The sequence below is a fragment of the Ramlibacter lithotrophicus genome, from assembly GCF_012184415.1.
In the GTDB taxonomy this organism is placed as follows: Bacteria; Pseudomonadota; Gammaproteobacteria; order Burkholderiales; family Burkholderiaceae_C; genus Ramlibacter; species Ramlibacter lithotrophicus.
The window spans coordinates 558176-573892 of sequence record NZ_VTOX01000002.1; the positions used below are offsets into that span (position 1 = coordinate 558176).

The 15717-nt window shown below is 67.5% G+C and carries 15 protein-coding genes and 2 riboswitches; of the genes, 7 read left to right on the forward strand and 8 right to left on the reverse strand.

Features of this window, described 5'->3' with window-relative positions:
• Positions 1–3 precede the first annotated feature (3 nt).
• Genes RAMLITH_RS08725 through imuA form a run of 3 tightly spaced genes read right to left on the reverse strand, consistent with a single transcriptional unit; the run spans position 4 to position 5229 of the window.
• Complete coding sequence (locus tag RAMLITH_RS08725) at positions 4–3192, reverse strand: error-prone DNA polymerase (RefSeq protein ID WP_168106969.1); 3189 nt, start codon at positions 3190–3192, stop codon at positions 4–6.
• 11 nt (positions 3193–3203) lie between these two features.
• Positions 3204–4514, reverse strand: a complete 1311-nt coding sequence (locus tag RAMLITH_RS08730; RefSeq protein ID WP_168106970.1) for a DNA polymerase Y subunit UmuC family protein — start codon at positions 4512–4514, stop codon at positions 3204–3206.
• Positions 4483–5229, reverse strand: coding sequence for a translesion DNA synthesis-associated protein ImuA (gene imuA / locus RAMLITH_RS08735; RefSeq protein ID WP_168106971.1), 747 nt, complete (start codon positions 5227–5229; stop codon positions 4483–4485). Before imuA ends, RAMLITH_RS08730 begins: the two co-directional genes overlap by 32 nt.
• A 119-nt stretch (positions 5230–5348) precedes the next feature.
• Here imuA and RAMLITH_RS08740 point away from each other — a divergent pair, with 119 nt between their 5' ends.
• Entirely contained in the window at positions 5349–5978 is a 630-nt protein-coding gene (locus RAMLITH_RS08740; protein ID WP_168106972.1) for a DNA-3-methyladenine glycosylase, read from the forward strand.
• On the opposite strand, the gene RAMLITH_RS08745 is transcribed toward RAMLITH_RS08740, so the two are convergent.
• The 3 genes from RAMLITH_RS08745 to RAMLITH_RS08755 all read right to left on the reverse strand — a co-directional run bounded on the left by RAMLITH_RS08745 (position 5932) and on the right by RAMLITH_RS08755 (position 8106).
• Positions 5932–6489, reverse strand: a complete 558-nt coding sequence (locus RAMLITH_RS08745) for a hypothetical protein (protein ID WP_168106973.1) — start codon at positions 6487–6489, stop codon at positions 5932–5934. The genes RAMLITH_RS08740 and RAMLITH_RS08745 overlap by 47 nt on opposite strands.
• Positions 6490–6758: 269 nt before the next feature.
• The gene (locus RAMLITH_RS08750) at positions 6759–7397 is read right to left on the reverse strand and encodes a CoA transferase subunit B (protein ID WP_168106974.1); all 639 of its coding nucleotides are present in this window, start codon (positions 7395–7397) and stop codon (positions 6759–6761) included.
• Between the two features lies 1 nt (position 7398).
• A complete protein-coding gene (locus RAMLITH_RS08755) occupies positions 7399–8106 on the reverse strand; it encodes a 3-oxoacid CoA-transferase subunit A (RefSeq protein WP_168106975.1) in 708 nt (235 codons plus the stop codon).
• Positions 8107–8203: 97 nt separating this feature from the next.
• Between RAMLITH_RS08755 and RAMLITH_RS08760 the strand changes: the two genes are divergently transcribed.
• On the forward strand, positions 8204–8749 hold the full coding sequence (locus RAMLITH_RS08760) for a PAS and helix-turn-helix domain-containing protein (protein WP_168106976.1): 546 nt from the start codon (positions 8204–8206) through the stop codon (positions 8747–8749).
• Positions 8750–8882: 133 nt separating this feature from the next.
• A complete protein-coding gene (locus tag RAMLITH_RS08765) occupies positions 8883–9461 on the forward strand; it encodes a peroxidase-related enzyme (RefSeq protein WP_168106977.1) in 579 nt (192 codons plus the stop codon).
• Positions 9462–9480: 19 nt separating this feature from the next.
• On the opposite strand, the gene RAMLITH_RS08770 is transcribed toward RAMLITH_RS08765, so the two are convergent.
• Positions 9481–9900, reverse strand: a complete 420-nt coding sequence (locus RAMLITH_RS08770) for an acyl-CoA thioesterase (RefSeq protein WP_168106978.1) — start codon at positions 9898–9900, stop codon at positions 9481–9483.
• 5 nt (positions 9901–9905) lie between these two features.
• Entirely contained in the window at positions 9906–10688 is a 783-nt protein-coding gene (locus RAMLITH_RS08775) for an SDR family oxidoreductase (RefSeq protein ID WP_168106979.1), read from the reverse strand.
• 139 nt (positions 10689–10827) lie between these two features.
• Here RAMLITH_RS08775 and RAMLITH_RS08780 point away from each other — a divergent pair, with 139 nt between their 5' ends.
• From RAMLITH_RS08780 to RAMLITH_RS08795, 4 genes are all read left to right on the forward strand, one after another.
• A complete protein-coding gene (locus RAMLITH_RS08780) occupies positions 10828–12510 on the forward strand; it encodes an electron transfer flavoprotein-ubiquinone oxidoreductase (RefSeq protein WP_168106980.1) in 1683 nt (560 codons plus the stop codon).
• Positions 12511–12664: 154 nt separating this feature from the next.
• Positions 12665–13636: a TRAP transporter substrate-binding protein DctP gene (locus tag RAMLITH_RS08785; RefSeq protein WP_168106981.1), complete on the forward strand. Its 972-nt coding sequence runs from the start codon at positions 12665–12667 to the stop codon at positions 13634–13636.
• A gap of 84 nt (positions 13637–13720) precedes the next feature.
• Positions 13721–14215: a TRAP transporter small permease gene (locus tag RAMLITH_RS08790; protein WP_168106982.1), complete on the forward strand. Its 495-nt coding sequence runs from the start codon at positions 13721–13723 to the stop codon at positions 14213–14215.
• A complete protein-coding gene (locus tag RAMLITH_RS08795; protein ID WP_168106983.1) occupies positions 14212–15486 on the forward strand; it encodes a TRAP transporter large permease in 1275 nt (424 codons plus the stop codon). Before RAMLITH_RS08790 ends, RAMLITH_RS08795 begins: the two co-directional genes overlap by 4 nt.
• A 27-nt stretch (positions 15487–15513) precedes the next feature.
• A riboswitch (glycine riboswitch) is annotated at positions 15514–15602 on the forward strand.
• A 10-nt stretch (positions 15603–15612) separates the two neighbouring features.
• Positions 15613–15716: riboswitch (glycine riboswitch) on the forward strand.
• Position 15717: the final 1 nt, after the last annotated feature.

Here is a 15717-nt window from a genome sequence, read left to right on the forward strand (position 1 = left end):
CGGTCAATGGAAATCCCTGCTGCTGTTCGGCCCCCGTCCCAGCCGCCCCAGCAGCGGCGTGAGGTCCCGCAGCCGGTGCGCCACGAGGTTGCGCACCTGGCCGCCGCTGTCCGCATCGCGCTGCCAGATGCCCTCGACCGCCAGCAACCGGGACTTGAGCACTTCGTCGCGCTGCTGCTCGCGCAGCGACTTCCAGACGATGACGTTGACGGGACCGGTCTCGTCTTCGAGCGTGATGAAGATGGTGCCGTGGGCGGTGTGCGGCTGCTGCCGGACGGTGACGATGCCGCACGCGCGAACCTTGCGGCCATTGGGCACGCCGTGCAGTTCGCCGGCGGTCTGCAGCTTCATCCGTGCCAGCCGGGGACGCAGCAAGGCCAGCGGATGGCGGCGCAGCGTGAGGCCCAGCGAGGCGTAGTCGAAGACGATCTCCTCGCCTTCGGGCGCGTGCGGCAGCGCCAGCGTCGCCTCGTTGAGCGGCGCATCGCGCAGCATCCGCGTCGGACGCAGGAAAGCCTTGGCATCCCAGACCTGCTGGCGCCGGTGGCCGGACAGCGAACGCAAGGCGTCTCCCGCTGCGAGCGCATCGAGATCCCTGGCGTCGAGCTGCGCGCGCAGCGCCATGTCCTCGGTGCTGGCGAACACCGCCTCTTTCCTGGCCTGCATCACGCGTTCGGCGCCTTTTTGCGCCAGGCCGGCGACCAGGCGCAGGCCGAGCCGGACGGCGGGGCGCGAACAATTGGAATCTGACCCCGATTGAAGGGTGCAGTCCCACTCGCTTTCCGACACGTCGGGCGGCAGCACCTGCACGCCGTGCCGCCTGGCGTCCTGCACCAGTTGCGAGGGCGAATAAAACCCCATCGGCTGCGAGTTGAGCATGGCGGCGAGGAAGCATTCCGGTTCGTGGCATTTCAGCCAGCTGCTGTCGTAGGCGAGCAGCGCGAAGCTCGCGGCATGGCTTTCCGGGAAGCCGTATTCGCCGAAGCCCAGGATCTGCTTGAAGATGTTCTGCGCGAATTCCTGGCGGTAGCCGTTCCTGCGCATGCCTTCCATCAGCCGGTCCTGGAACTGGTGCACGCCGCCGCGGCGCTTCCAGGCGGCCATCGAACGGCGCAGGCGGTCGGCTTCTTCCGCCGAGAAGCCGGCGGCGATCATCGCGATCTGCATCACCTGCTCCTGGAAGATCGGCACGCCCAGGGTGCGCTCCAGCGCCGGCTTGAGCGCATCGTTCTCGTATTCGATCTTCCCGCCGTTGCGCACCCGCTCCCGGCTCTTCAGGTACGGGTGGATCATCCCGCCCTGGATCGGTCCGGGCCGCACGATCGCGACCTCGATCACCAGGTCGTAGAAGCGGCGCGGCTGAAGCCGCGGCAGCATCGACATCTGGGCCCGGCTCTCGATCTGGAACACGCCCACCGTGTCGGCGCGGCAGATCATGTCGTAGGTGGCCTGGTCGCGATCCTCGATGTCCTGCAAGGCGAACGGGCGGCCGCGCCGCCGGCTGACGAAGTCGAGGCAGCGGCGCAAGGCGGTGAGCATCCCCAGCGCGAGCACGTCGACCTTGAGCAGGCCCATGTCGTCGAGATCGTCCTTGTCCCACTGGATGATCGAGCGATCCGGCATGGCGGCGTTTTCCACCGGCACCAGCCGGGTGAGCTTGCCTTGCGTGAGCACGAAGCCGCCGACGTGCTGGCTCAGGTGGCGCGGAAAGCCGCGCAGCGTCATGGTCAGTTCCAGCCACTGGCGCATGCGCAGCGAATCGACCTCGACGCCGGCCTCGGCGGCCCGCTCGCACAGCCGCTGCACCTGCAGCCCGTCCTCGTCGAACCAGAAATGCTCCTTGGCGAAGGCGTCGACCAGCGCTTCCGGGATGCCCAGCGCCTTGCCGACGTCGCGGATCGCGCTGCGGGTGCGGTACGTCGCAACGACGGCGGCGATCGCGGCGCGGTCGCGGCCGTACTTGCCGTAGATGTACTGGATCACCTCCTCGCGCCGCTCGTGCTCGAAGTCGACGTCGATGTCCGGCGGCTCCTTGCGTTCCTTGCTGATGAAGCGTTCGAACAGCAGGTTGGCGCGGGCCGGATCGACTTCGGTGATGTGCAGGCAGTAGCAGACCGCGGAATTGGCGGCCGAGCCGCGGCCCTGGCACAGGATCTTGCGCTCGCGGGCGAACCGCACGATGTCGTGCACCGTCAGGAAGTACATCTCGTAGCCGCAGTCGGCGATCAGCCGCAGCTCGTGCACCAGCTGGCGCCGCACCGGCCAGGGAACGCCGCCCGGATAACGCAGCCTTGCCCCTTCGATCGTGAAGCGGCGCAAGGCGTGGGCCGGCGTCATTCCCGGCGGCACCGTCTCCGTCGGGTACTGGTACCTGATCTCCTCCAGGCTGAAGGTGCAGCGGCTGGCGACCACCAGCGTGTTCTCGAGCAGGTGCACCGGATAGAGCGCCGCCAGCTTCGCGCGCGAGCGCAGCGCCTTCTCGGCGTTCGGCTGCAGCGCGAGCCCGCACTCGCCCACCGGGCGCCCCTCCTGCACCGCCGTCATCACGTCCTGCAGCGCCTTGCGCGAGCGCACGTGCATGTGCACGTCGCCGCAGGCCACGAGCGCGAGGCCGCTGCGCTCGCCCGCCTGCTGCAAGGTGTGCAGCCACAGTGCGTCGTCCAGGCCCTGCGGCAGTTCGACCGCGAGCCATGCGCTGTCGCCGAACAGGCCCCGGGCCCAGGCGGCGATCTCGAGCAGCCGGCCGGCTTCGGCCTCTTCGCCGGCGGCGCCGCGCTCGGGCGCGACCAGGATCTCGCATTCGCGCAGCAGGCTGAAGTCGCTGGTGGCGCGGCTGACGCCGTACTCGCCTTTCTTCGCTTCGCGCCGCGCCGCCGTAATGAATTCGCACAGGTTGCCCCAGCCGGTCACGTTGCGCGCCAGCGCCACCAGCCGGAAGCCGTCGAAGCGGAATTCGCTGCCCAGGATCAGCCTGAACGCGGGATTGGGACCGAGCGTCAGCTCCTGCCACGCCGAATGCGCGCGCACCACGCCGGAGACGGAGCATTCATCGGTGATCGCGATCGCCGAATATCCGAGTTTGAAGGCGCGCTCCACCAGTTCGCCCGGGTGCGAGGCCCCGCGCTGGAAGCTGAAGCAGGACAGGCAATGCAGTTCGGCATAGCCCGGCAGGGAAAAGGCGGCGTCAGTCATCGCGGCGACCCTCAGGCATAGACGCCGTGCAGGTACCAGCGCACCTGGGCGGCTTCCTGCGCCGCCGCCGGCCGTTCCCGGTAGATCCACAACAATCCGGCCTGCTCGCTGCGCGCGACGAAATAGTCGCGCACCGCCGGGCCCTGCGTGCCGGCATCCCACCAGCCGGTCTCGATGCGCTGGGGACCCGCCAGCAATCGCAGCGGTCCCTGGAACTGGGGTTTGTCGGCGCGCACGACGAGGCGCAGCGGCTGCGGCAGCAGCCACTCGGGATAGAGCGCATCGGCCGGCAGTGGCCGGCCCTTCTTCTTGCTGCCCGCCAGCAGCGCCGTGCAGTCGGCGCTGCGCGCCGGCTGCCAGGCCTGCATCCGTTCCGGCCGGTGGTCCGCCTGCAACTGCGGCACCAGCACGTTGTCCTCGCCCAGCCTGACGCTGACGCGTTCGATGAACTGGTGCAGCGCTTCGCCGCCCGCGTCGTCCTGCGGCAGCAGGCTGCGGCTGGCGCCGGCCCAGGACACGGTGTCCAGCGAGCGCAGCCGCAGGTGGTTGGCCGGAGCGGCCAGCTTCGCGCGAGCCAGGTGTTCACCAAGCAGGCGGCGCAGGTGGGCGACGTCCTGGGTCGGCTGGGCGGTGCGGATCTCGAGCTGCTCGTGGCTCGGCAGCGCGACGCCGTCGAGGCGCCGCAGGGCTAGCGTCCATTCCAGTTCAAAAGCGAGCACGCCGAGGTTCCTCACCTGCAGCCACACCTGAAGTTGCGACAGCAGCCGTTGCGCGGTCCACATCAGCTCCGGGGCATTGGTGGCCAGCGCCGGCAGTTCCAGCCTCAAGTCGAACTGCTGCGGCAACTGCAGCCAGGAATGTGTTTCGGGACTATCTCCGTACGCTTCGTCCAGCGCCTGCAGGAGTGCGGCGCCGAAGCGGCGCTTCAGGCCCGCCCGCGGCAGCCGGCGCGCATCGCCCCAGGTGCGGCAGCCGATGCGCTCCAGCACCGGCAGGTGTTCGCGGGCCGCGCTCAGCACCTGCAGCGGCAGGTCATCGGGCTTCATTCCCCGCGTGGACGCCCCGGCGCACTGCAGGCGCAGCAGCGCGAGCGCCTGCAGCGCCGTCGGTCCCTGCGCCCAGCGGGCGGCGGACAAGGGTTGCGGATCGGCGAACAGACGTTCCAGGAGCTTGCGGCGTCCACCCCACAGGCGCAACGACGCCGCCGCCTCGAGGACCAGCGCTTCGTCCGCCTGCGCGACCCGGGGCGTGAACTGCAACGCACGCCAGCTCCAGCCGCTGCGCTCGTCCTCATGGGATGGCAGCAGTGCGATCCAGTACATGCGATCTCTCCACTGCGGCAGCGGGCAGCGGTTCGGGGCCATCGCGGCGCAGGCTGCGCCTGGCCTGCAGCAGCGCCGCCAGCCGTCGTGAAGTGGCCGGCAGGTGCAGCGGTTGCAAGGCGGGCGGGCCCTTGCGCTTGACGATCCGTATCTCCATCGGATCCACGCCTTCGACCACCAGGCGCAGCGCGGCCGGCGAGGCCTGGCGGGCCTCGGCGCTGCTGCGGAACACGAACAGCAGGCGATCGTGGCGTTGCGCGGCCAGGTGCAGCCGCCGCAGCTCCTCGCTCCTGGCTTCCGGCAACCACGCCAGCACGGCGCCGACCTGTTCGCAGCGCAGCGACTGCTCGGCCGCCCAGAGCCGGGAAGCGCGCCGGTCGGCGTGGAGGCACAGGAGGCGTTCCGGTTGCAGCCCCTGGGCGGCCAGGCTCGGTGCGAACGGATGGAACGGCGGCGCCACCAGGACGATGGGGCCGGCCTGGTCCTGCAAGGTGCGGCTCAAGGCCGGCAGCACCAGTTGCCACACATGCCGTCCCGGCGTTCGCTGCAATACTTCGACCATGGCGCCGGTCGGCCAGCCGCCGCCCGGCAATGCGGCGTCGAGCGCCGGCGCGCCGCAGGCAATCGTGGCGGGCTCACGGGCGAGGTCTTCCACCCGCCACACATCGGGGAAGGCGGAGAGGTCGAGGCGGGGGACGGGGGAAATGCGGGACATGGCGATACGCCGGTAACTGGTTATTTATACAGTAATTCTGCCCCGCCGGATGCTCTTCGGCCCCAGAATCGACGCCTCCTGCCAATTCCTTCCGGCGCTTGTCGGCGCCGTACCCTGCCGTGAAGAAGATCCTGAAGCCGGCCGACTTTGCCGGCGACTCCGAGGCCATGGCCCGCACCCTCATCGGGGCGATCCTGCTCGTCGACGGAGTCGGCGGACGCATCGTCGAAACCGAGGCCTACGACCGGGCCGATCCGGCCTCGCACAGCTTTTCCGGACCGACGCCGCGCAACCAGGCCATGTTCGGCCCGCCCGGACGGGCCTACGTGTACCGCTCCTACGGCATCCACTGGTGCCTCAATTTCGTCTGCCGCGAGGAAGGCCATGGCGCCGGGGTCCTGATCCGCGCGATCGAGCCCCTGGAAGGGCTGGACGTGATGCGGCAGCGCCGCGGACTGGACGATCCGAGGCTGTTGTGTTCAGGGCCGGGCCGCGTTGGCGAGGCGCTTGCCATCACCCACGACCTCAACGGCAGGAGGCTGGACCAGGCGCCGTTCAAGGTCTACGCGGCCGAGGCCGACCACGGCATCGTGGCGGGGCCCCGCATCGGGATCTCGAAAGCGATGGAAGTGCACTGGCGTTTCGGGCTCGCCGGCTCACGCTTCCTGAGCCGGCCGTTCCCGGGCCGGCGCACTGACGGGCTCAGCGCCCGCGCACGTTCGCCGTCACCCCGCCGCGGCTTTCGATGATGGTGACCGGGGGATCGCGCAATTCGGTGATCACCGTGCCGCCGGCGGGCGGACCACCCATGCGCGACGTGTCCGGCGGAGTGAGCGCCTGCGCCAGCATCCGCGGAGCCACCACCGGCGGAATCACGTTGACCGGGCCGCCCCCCGCCAGCACGACCGCCGCGTCGCGCGGCTGCACCATGACGATGTCGCGGGACAGCGGCGCGTAATTCACACCCGCCGCCTGCGCACTGTCGCGATCGGTCAGCAACGGCGCCGGCCCGGCCGCCGCAACGCGGCGCGGCGCTTCCGGCACGATGGCGTCGCACGTGCTGGCGGCGTCGAACACCATGTGACCGCCGGGAAAGCGCTGGGGCAACGTGTCGCGCAGCGGCCGGCTCATGTCGACCGGCGCCTGCGTCGAGCGGTACGCCACCCGGCCGGCGGCGTCGTAGACCGTGTAGCACGCGTGCGCCGGCAGCCAGGCGGCGGCGGCGGCCAGGGACGTCAGCAGCGTTTTGCTCAGTTTCATGGGGACCTCACGGCTGATCAGCCTGGCGCCATGTTGCGGCAGAGAGCACTGCACGCATGCAGGCGGGCGCAGCATCACGCTGTCAGCCGCCGGCGACGGCCGGTAAGCAAAAGCGTCGCTGGCAACAAAACTGTGGCCTTGATCCGCGCAGCGGCACCCGGACCGGCCGGAACAGCGTGCAGACCGGTCTCCCTTGTGGGCGGGATCCGGCTCCGCCGGGCCCGTCCACACTGATCAGGCACTGAAAAAATCCGCTTCGGCGGATTTTTTCAGTGAAGCTTTACGCCCGTCTTGGACTGCAGGTAGTCCATGGTCACGCCGGGGGCCATCTCGACCACCTTCAGCCCCTGCGGCGTCACGTCCATGACGGCCAGGTCGGTGATGATGCGATCGACGACGCCCACGCCGGTCAGCGGCAGCGTGCACCTGGGCAGGATCTTGAGGTCCTCGGTGCCGTCCTTCTTCTTCGCGACGTGTTCCATCAGGACGATGACGCGCGGCACGCCGGCCACCAGGTCCATCGCCCCGCCCATGCCCTTGACCATCTTGCCGGGAATCATCCAGTTCGCCAGGTCGCCGTGCTCGCTCACCTGCATCGCGCCGAGGATGGACAGGTTGATCTTGCCGCCGCGGATCATGGCGAAGCTGTCATGGCTGCCGAAGATCGACGAACCGGGGATGGTGGTCACCGTCTGCTTGCCGGCGTTGATCAGGTCGGCGTCGACCTCGTCCTCGGTCGGGAACGGGCCGATGCCCAGCATCCCGTTCTCGGACTGCAGCCACACCTCCTTGTCGGGCGGCACGTAGTTGGCGACCAGCGTCGGGATGCCGATGCCCAGGTTGACGTAGAAGCCGTCCTGCAGTTCCTGCGCCGCGCGGGCGGCCATCTGTTCTTGCGTCCAACGCATTTCAACCTCCGGCTTTTTCGGTCAAGGTGCGCTTCTCGATGCGCTTCTCGGGATGCGGGTTGTGCACGATGCGGTGCACGTAGATGCCGGGCAGGTGGACCTGGTCGGGCACCATGGCACCGGTCTCGACGATGTGCTCGACCTCGACGATGCAGATCCTGCCGGCCATCGCGGCGGCGGGATTGAAGTTGCGCGCGGTGAGACGGAACTGCAGGTTGCCGGACTTGTCGGCCACGTGCGCCTTCACCAGCGCCACGTCCGGCACCAGCGCCCGCTCCATCACATAGGTCTCGCCGTCGAACTCGCGCAGTTCCTTGCCTTCGGCGACGATGGTGCCGACGCCGGTCTTGGTGAAGAACGCCGGGATGCCGGCGCCGCCGGCGCGCAGCTTCTCGGCCAGCGTGCCCTGGGGCGTGAACTCCAGCTCGAGTTCGCCGGCCAGGTACTGGCGCTCGAACTCCTTGTTCTCGCCGACGTAGCTGGAAATCATCTTCCTGATCTGCCGCGTCTCGAGCAGCTTGCCGAGGCCGAAACCGTCGACACCCGCGTTGTTGGAGATGACGGTGAGGTCCTTGACGCCGCTGCCCTGCAGCGCCTCGATCAGCGCTTCGGGGATGCCGCAGAGCCCGAAGCCGCCGACGGCCAGCAGCTGGCCGTCGCGCACCACGTCCTTCAGCGCCGCCGCGGCGGAGGGATAGATCTTGTTCACGAAAGAAGTCTCCTGGAGGGATGGCCGGTGGGGGATGCTCCGGATTCGGTACGATACTACTTAATGAGCTACGTAGTTCCTCGTAGAGATTAGCACTATGGACGTCGACTATCGCGTTGCGTTCACGCTGGCGCCGGTCGGGCTGTGCCTGTCGCGCAACCGCGTCATCGTCGACTGCAACGAGCAGTTGTGCGAGATGTTCGGGTCGTCCCGCGAACTGCTGATCGGCCAGTCGTTCCAGGTGCTGTACCCCAGCGCGGACGAGTACGAACGCCTGGGGGCCCGGATGGCACCGATCCTCAACGCCAAGGGCCACTACTCCGACGACCGCATCATGAAGCGGGCGAACGGCGAGGTGTTCTGGTGCCACGTGACCGGCCGCGCGCTGAACCGCGAGGCGCCGCACGAATCCGGCATCTGGGCGTTCGAGGACCTGAGCTCGCAGCGCCCCGTGAAGGCGGAGCTGACGGCGCGCGAGCGCGAAGTGGCCGCGCGGCTGCTGGACGGAATGACGTCCAAGGAGATCGGCCGCACGCTGGCGATCAGCCACCGCACGGTGGAAATCTACCGGGCACGGCTGATGCGCAAGTACCAGGCGAGCACGACGGCCGACCTGGTGCACAAGCTGATGGCGGGGAACTGAACGCTGGCGCTGGAGCGGGCAGCTGCGCAGGTGTTCCGGTTTCTGCGTCCTTGACCCCGCATTCAAGTCGCCAAGCCGATAGCACGGCGGCGGCCAAGGCGCTACGCTTGCCCGAACCAGCCAAGGAGATGCCATGACGACCAACCGCTATCCCATGCCCGAACTCAAGGACCTGCCCGAGGACATCAAGGCCAAGGTGCTGGAGGTGCAGGAGAAGGCGGGCTTCGTGCCCAACGTGTTCCTGGCGCTCGCGCGGCGCCCCGCCGAGTGGCGAGCCTTCTTTGCCTACCACGACGCGCTGATGCTCAAGGAAGGCGGGGCCCTCACCAAGGGCGACCGCGAGATGATCGTCACGGCCACCAGCGCGGCCAACCAGTGCCTGTACTGCGTCGTGGCGCATGGCGCCATCCTGCGCATCTACGAGAAGAAGCCGATGGTCGCGGACCAGGTGGCCGTGAACTACCTCAAGGCCGACATCGCCCCGCGCCAGCGCGCGATGCTGGATTTCGCGATGAAGGTCTGCCAGCGCGCGCACGAGATCGACGACGCGGATTTCGAGCCGCTGCACGCGCACGGCTTCTCGGACGAGGACATCTGGGACATCGCGGCGATCACGGCGTTCTTCGGCCTGTCCAACCGGATGGCGAGCTTCTCGAACATGCAGCCGAATCCGGAGTTCTACCTGATGGGCCGCCTGCCCAAGCAGAAGTGACGGGCGGCCGGGCGTGCCCCTATTCCAGGTGCGCCCGGAACCAGTCCGGGATTGGCACCGATTTCTGCGCGGGAAAGTCCACCCACACCGTCGTCGCGCCACCCGCCGCATAGACGACGCCGGGGTGGTCGACCCGCTCCATGGTCGCCCAGCTCTCGAAACTGGTGCGGCCCACGTCGCTCACGTACATCTTCACGACGATGTCGCCCGGATATTCGAGCTGCTTGTAGAACGTGCAGAAGGCGTTGACGATCACGACGCCCTGCCCTTGCGGGTCGGGCTGGCAGCCGAGGGAGCGCACCCAGTCGATGCGCACGGTCTCGAGGTAGCGGAAGTACGTCGTGTTGTTGACATGGCCCATCGCGTCCATGTCGCCCCAGCGGATCGGCAGGCGCCCTTCGTAGACCAGCTTCTTCTTCTCGGGGATCTCGATGCGCATCCGGCTCAGACCCCGAAGCCGTCGTCGGCGGCGATCACGGCGCCGTTGATGAAGTGGCTCTCCTTGCTGGCCAGCATCACGATCAGGGCGTCGAGCCACTCGGGCTGGCCGACGCGCTTGCGCGGCAGCATCTGCATCAGCTTGCGGCCCTGCTCGGTGTCCCAGTGGTGGTGGTTGATCTCGGTGTCGATGTAGCCGGGGCAGATGGCGTTGACGTTGATCCCGAAGCGGCCCCATTCGAGCGCCATCGCCTTTGTCATGTGTACCACCGCGGCCTTGCTCATCGCGTACGCGCCGATCTGCGGCAGCACCTTCAGGCCCGCCATCGAGGCGATGTTGATGATGCGCCCGCCGGTGTAGGTGCCGGGCGCCGCGCCGCGGGCGCGCGCCAGCATGCGCTTGCCAACCTCCTGCGCCACGAAGAAGGAACCGCGCACGTTGGTGTCGAAGATGTAGTCGTAGTCCTCCTCGGTGACGTCCTGGATGCGCTGCGTCGTGCTCACGCCGGAGTTGTTGACGAGGATGTCGATCGATCCCATCTCGGTCTCGGCATGGGCCACCGCCGCCTTGATGCTGTCGACCGAGGTGACATCGAGCTGTACCACGTGCGCGTCCTCGCCCGTGGCCTCGATCTGCGCGCGCAGGTCCTTGAGCTTCTCGACGCGGCGGCTGGCGAGGACCACGCCGGCGCCGGCGCGGGCCAGCGTGCGCGCGAACTGCGCCCCGAGGCCGCTGGAAGCGCCGGTCACGAAGGCGACGCGGCCGGACAGATCGATGCTGTAACTCACGGGACTCTCTCCTGCCAGAATGCCCAAACGGGGGAAGAACGACCGTTCGATTCTGTCCGCCCGCGCAATAGAATGCAATGCGTCGCGAGGGGCGCGAACGCGCACTGGCCGCGAACGGACATTATCAGCGAGAGCACACATGACGAACGAAGAGATCCTGGCGCAGTTCGGCCCGCGTGAAGCGATGGAGTACGACGTGGTGGTGGTGGGCGGCGGCCCCGCCGGCCTGTCCGCCGCGATCCGGCTGAAGCAGCTCGCCGCCGAGCACGGACAGGACGTCTCGGTCGTCGTCCTCGAAAAGGGTTCCGAGCCGGGCGCGCACATCCTGGCCGGCACGATCATGGACCCGCGAGCCCTGTACGAGCTCTTCCCCGACTGGAAGGAGCGCGGCGCGCCGATGGAAAGCGAAGTCACCGAGGACATCTTCCTGTTCACCACGGAAACGGGCGCCCAGCGCACGCCCAACTTCCTGCTGCCCAAGTGCTTCCACAACGAAGGCTGCTACGTGCTGAGCCTGGGCAACTTCACGCGCTGGCTGGCGCAGCAGGCCGAGGCCCTGGGCGTCGAGATCTTCCCGGGCTTCGCCGCGGCCGAGGTGCTGTACAACGAGGACGGCTCGGTCAAGGGCGTGGCCACCGGCAACATGGGGATCGGCAAGGACGGTGAGCCCACCGACAGCTTCCAGCTCGGCATGGAGCTGCTCGCCAGGTACACCATCTTCGCCGAGGGCGCGCGCGGCCACCTCGGGCGCCGGCTGATCGAACGGTTCAAGCTCGACGAGGGGCGCGACCCGCAGACCTACAGCATCGGCGTCAAGGAGCTGTGGGAAATCGATCCGTCGCGCCACAAGCCGGGACTGGTGCTGCACAGCGCCGGGTGGCCGCTGGACAACGACACGTACGGCGGCTCGTTCATGTACCACATGGGCAACAACCAGATCGTCTGCGGTCACATCGTGGGGCTCGACTACAAGAACCCGTGGCTGAGCCCGTTCGAGGAGTTCCAGCGCTGGAAGACGCACCCGAACATCCGCTGGTACTTCGAGGGCCCGGGCGGCGCCAAGCGCCTCGGCTACGGCGCGCGGGCACTCACGGTGGGCGGGCTCCTGTCGCTGCCCAAGACGGTGTTCCCCGGCGGCGCTCTGGTCGGCTGCGAAGCGGGATACCTCAACGCGGCGCGCATCAAGGGCAGCCATGCGGCGATCAAGACCGGCATGCTGGCCGCCGAGGCGGCCCACGCGGCCATCCGCGCCGGGCGCCAGCACGACGAACTGGCGGCCTATCCCGAGGCGTTCGAGCAATCCTGGCTGTACGGGGAGCTGAACCAGGCGCGCAACTTCAAGTACTGGTTCAAGAAGGGCCGCAACGTCGCCACGATCATGACCGGCGTGGAACAGTTCCTGCTGCGCGGGCACATCCCGTGGACGTTCCACCGGCAGCACCCGGACCACGTGTACCTGAAACCCGCCTCCGAGTGCCAGCCGATCGACTATCCGAAGCCCGACGGGAAGCTCACCTTCGACCGGCTGTCGTCGGTGTTCATCTCCAACACCAACCATTCCGAGGACCAGCCGGCGCACCTCACGCTGAAGGACCCGTCGGTGCCGGTGCAGGTGAACCTGGCGAAGTTCGCGGGACCGGAAGGCCGCTACTGCCCGGCGGGCGTCTACGAGTTCGTCAAGAACGAGGACGGCAGCGACCGGCTGCAGATCAACGCGGCCAACTGCGTGCACTGCAAGACCTGCGACATCAAGGACCCGACGCAGAACATCGTGTGGGTCACGCCCGAGGGCGGCGGCGGGCCGAACTACACGAACATGTGAGCGCCGGCCCGCACCGGTACGCCGGCGATGGCCTGACCGGGCAAAGAATTTTCCGCGCCCGGGCGCCCTCGTTTTCCCTGAGCCGAAAGTTGTCTGACAACTTTTTTTCTCTGGCAGAATTGCCGAGTCCATTTTTTCGTACTGGAGACTGTCAGTGAAACTCTCGCAAGTCGTTCTGGGCGTGACGCTCGCCCTCGGCCTGGTCGCCGGCGCCGCCGCGCAGACCGTGATGAAGATCAACATCTCGACCTCCAAGAACTCGCACCAGGGCGTGGGCATCGACGTCTTCGCCAGCGAAGTCGAGAAGCGCACCAACGGCCGCTACAAGATCCAGACCTTCTACGACGGCTCCCTGGGCGGAGAGCGCCAGGCGATGGAGGCGGTGCAGCTCGGCACGCAGGAACTCACGCTGACGTCGACCGGCCCGGTGCCGAACTTCGTGCCCGACACCAAGATCCTCGACGTCCCCTTCCTGTTCCGCGACAAGGCGCACGCCCGCGCGGTGCTGGACGGCCCGATCGGCGACGAACTGCTCAAGAAGTTCGACGCGAAGGGCTTCAAGGCACTGGCCTGGGCCGAGAACGGCTTCCGCCACATGACCAACAGCAAGCGCGAGGTCAAGGAGCCGGGCGACCTGAAGGGCCTGAAGATGCGCACCATGGAGAACCCGGTGCACATCGCCGCGTACAAGGGCTTCGGCATCGTCACCACGCCGATGGCGTTCCCCGAAGTGTTCACCGCCCTGCAGCAGGGTACCGTCGACGGGCAGGAGAATCCCCTCTCGGTGATCATCGCGTCCAAGTTCGAGCAGGTGCAGAAGCACCTGAGCCTGACCGGCCACGTCTACTCGCCGTGCGTCATCGTGATGAACAAGGCTGCGTTCGACAAGCTGTCGAAGGCGGACCAGCAGGCATTCGTCGAGGCCGCCAAGGCAGCCGCCAAGGCAAACCGCGCCCGCGTCGACGAGGACGATGCCAAGGGCGTCGCCGACCTGCGCGCCAAGGGCATGACCGTGATCGAGAACATCGACAAGGCCAAGTTCGTGCAGGCCCTCGCCCCGGTGAACGCCGAGTTCGAGAAGCAGTTCGGCAAGGCCAACCTCGAGAAGATCCGCAACTTCAAGTAAGCAGTTCCCCGTGAACCCGGACGCCCGCAGGTCGTGGACTTGCGGGCGTTTCTCCATACAAGGCCGGCGCACCGGCCCACCAGGATGAAAGAAGCTTTCCTCAAGTTCGAACGCTGGACCACCGGCGCCGCGATGATCGCGGCCTGCCTGATGATGGTCGTGGCCGCCAGCCTGGGCGTGTTCCAGATCGTCACCCGCTTCATCCTGGAGCAGCCGGCCGAGTGGTCCGAGATCCTGATCCGCATCAGCCTGATCTGGATGGTGTTCCTCGGCATCCCCGCCGCCTTCCGTTACGGCGCGATGGTCAGCGTCGACGTCCTGTACCGGTGGAGCCCGCCGAAGCTGCGGCGGGTGCTGGACTGGGTGGTCTGCATCGCGGCCCTCACGCTCATCGGCATCATCATCTGGTGGGGCTGGGACTACGCCCAGCGCGGCAGCGTGCAATCGATGGCGGGACTGGAAAGCATCTCGATGTTCTGGGCCTATCTGGCGATGCCGGTCGGCGGCGTGTTCTGCGTGTTCGGCATCGTCGGCAACCTCCTCCAGCCGATCCGGATGGAACTGGAGACGGCGCAATGACCAGCATCATGATCAGCACGATGGTGCTGTGCTTCGCACTGACCATCTCCGTCGCCGTCTCGATCGGCCTGTCCGCCATCGTCGGCATCAAGGTGTCGAACGCCCACATGCTCATCTCCGTCAAGGAGATGTTCGAGTCCATCAACAAGTTTCCGCTGGCGGCGATTCCGTTCTTCATCCTGGCCGGCAACCTGATGGAAACCGGAGGCATCTCGCGCCGGCTGGTGGAATTCGCCAAGAGCATCGTCGGCGGGATCCAGGGCGGCCTGCCCATGACCTGCGTGCTGACCTGCATGATCTTCGCGGCGGTCTCGGGATCCTCCGTGGCGACGACCTTCGCGATCGGCGCCATCCTGATCCCGGCCCTGATCAAGCACGGCTATCCGGTGACGTACGCGGCGTCGCTGCAGGCCACCAGCGCCGAACTCGGCGTCGTGATCCCGCCGTCCATTCCGCTGATCCTGTACGGGGTCAGCGCGGAGGTGTCGATCGGCGAACTGTTCATCGCCGGTTTCGGCCCGGGCCTGCTGATCGCGGGCGCCCTCATGCTCTTCGTGTGGCTCTGGTGCAAGTGGAAGGGCTGGGGCAAGAACGACGGCGACGGACGGCTGCCGTTCGGCAAGGCCACGATGCAGGCCGGATGGGCGCTCCTGATGCCAGTCATCATCCTGGGCGGCATTTACGGCGGGATCTTCACGCCGACGGAAGCGTCCGCGGTTGCCGTGCTCTATGCGCTGATCGTCGGGATGGTGATCTACCGCGAAATCCGCATCCCGGACCTGTACGTCGTCCTGCGCAAGTCGGTGGTTTCGTCGGCGGTGATCATGTTCATCATCGCCAACGCCGGCATGTTCGCGTATCTCATCACGCGCGAGGGCGTCCCTGCCGCCATCGGCATGTGGTTGCAGGACGTGCTGAAATCGCCGGCCTATTTCCTGCTGGGCGTCAACGCCGCGCTGTTCGTCATCGGCATGTTCATCGAGACCAGCGCGGCGATCATCGTGCTCGCGCCGATCCTGGCGCCGGTGGCCCAGCATTTCGGCATCGACCCGGTGCACTTCGGACTGGTGATGGTCGTCAACCTGGCGATGGGCATGATCACGCCGCCGTTCGGCGTGAACCTGTTCGCCGCCTGCACCGTGGCGCGGATCTCGCTGGACCGGATCATCGGGCAGCTGGTCCCGTTCGTGCTGGTGGTGCTGGGCTGCCTCATGATCGTCACCTACGTGCCGGCGCTGTCCCTTGCGCTGCGCGACCTCGTCTACAAGTAGGCATCCGGCAGCGCCAAGAAGCTACAATCCGCGGCGTCAGGAGAGAGTTCCCGCGCGGAACCGCCGAAGGCGCAGGGACCACCCGAACGCTCAGGCAAAAGGACTGACGCAGTGCCCCATCCGGGGCACTTCCTTGCTGGAGAGAGGCGGCGCCGCGAGCGCCGTCCACCGAAGGAGCAAACCCGCCTGCGCGGGTGAATCTCTCAGGTAAAGCGGACAGCAGGGGCCGGC

Excerpts from the sequence above, each read along its gene's own strand:
- RAMLITH_RS08725 (WP_168106969.1), bottom strand. The coding sequence starts at position 3,192 with ATGACTGACGCCGCCTTTTCCCTGCCGGGCTATGCCGAACTGCATTGC.
- RAMLITH_RS08730 (WP_168106970.1), bottom strand. The coding sequence starts at position 4,514 with ATGTACTGGATCGCACTGCTGCCATCCCATGAGGACGAGCGCAGCGGC.
- imuA (WP_168106971.1), bottom strand. The coding sequence starts at position 5,229 with ATGTCCCGCATTTCCCCCGTCCCCCGCCTCGACCTCTCCGCCTTCCCC.
- RAMLITH_RS08745 (WP_168106973.1), bottom strand. The coding sequence starts at position 6,489 with ATGAAACTGAGCAAAACGCTGCTGACGTCCCTGGCCGCCGCCGCCGCC.
- RAMLITH_RS08750 (WP_168106974.1), bottom strand. The coding sequence starts at position 7,397 with ATGCGTTGGACGCAAGAACAGATGGCCGCCCGCGCGGCGCAGGAACTG.
- RAMLITH_RS08760 (WP_168106976.1), top strand. The coding sequence starts at position 8,204 with ATGGACGTCGACTATCGCGTTGCGTTCACGCTGGCGCCGGTCGGGCTG.
- RAMLITH_RS08765 (WP_168106977.1), top strand. The coding sequence starts at position 8,883 with ATGACGACCAACCGCTATCCCATGCCCGAACTCAAGGACCTGCCCGAG.
- RAMLITH_RS08770 (WP_168106978.1), bottom strand. The coding sequence starts at position 9,900 with ATGCGCATCGAGATCCCCGAGAAGAAGAAGCTGGTCTACGAAGGGCGC.
- RAMLITH_RS08780 (WP_168106980.1), top strand. The coding sequence starts at position 10,828 with ATGACGAACGAAGAGATCCTGGCGCAGTTCGGCCCGCGTGAAGCGATG.
- RAMLITH_RS08790 (WP_168106982.1), top strand. The coding sequence starts at position 13,721 with ATGAAAGAAGCTTTCCTCAAGTTCGAACGCTGGACCACCGGCGCCGCG.
- RAMLITH_RS08795 (WP_168106983.1), top strand. The coding sequence starts at position 14,212 with ATGACCAGCATCATGATCAGCACGATGGTGCTGTGCTTCGCACTGACC.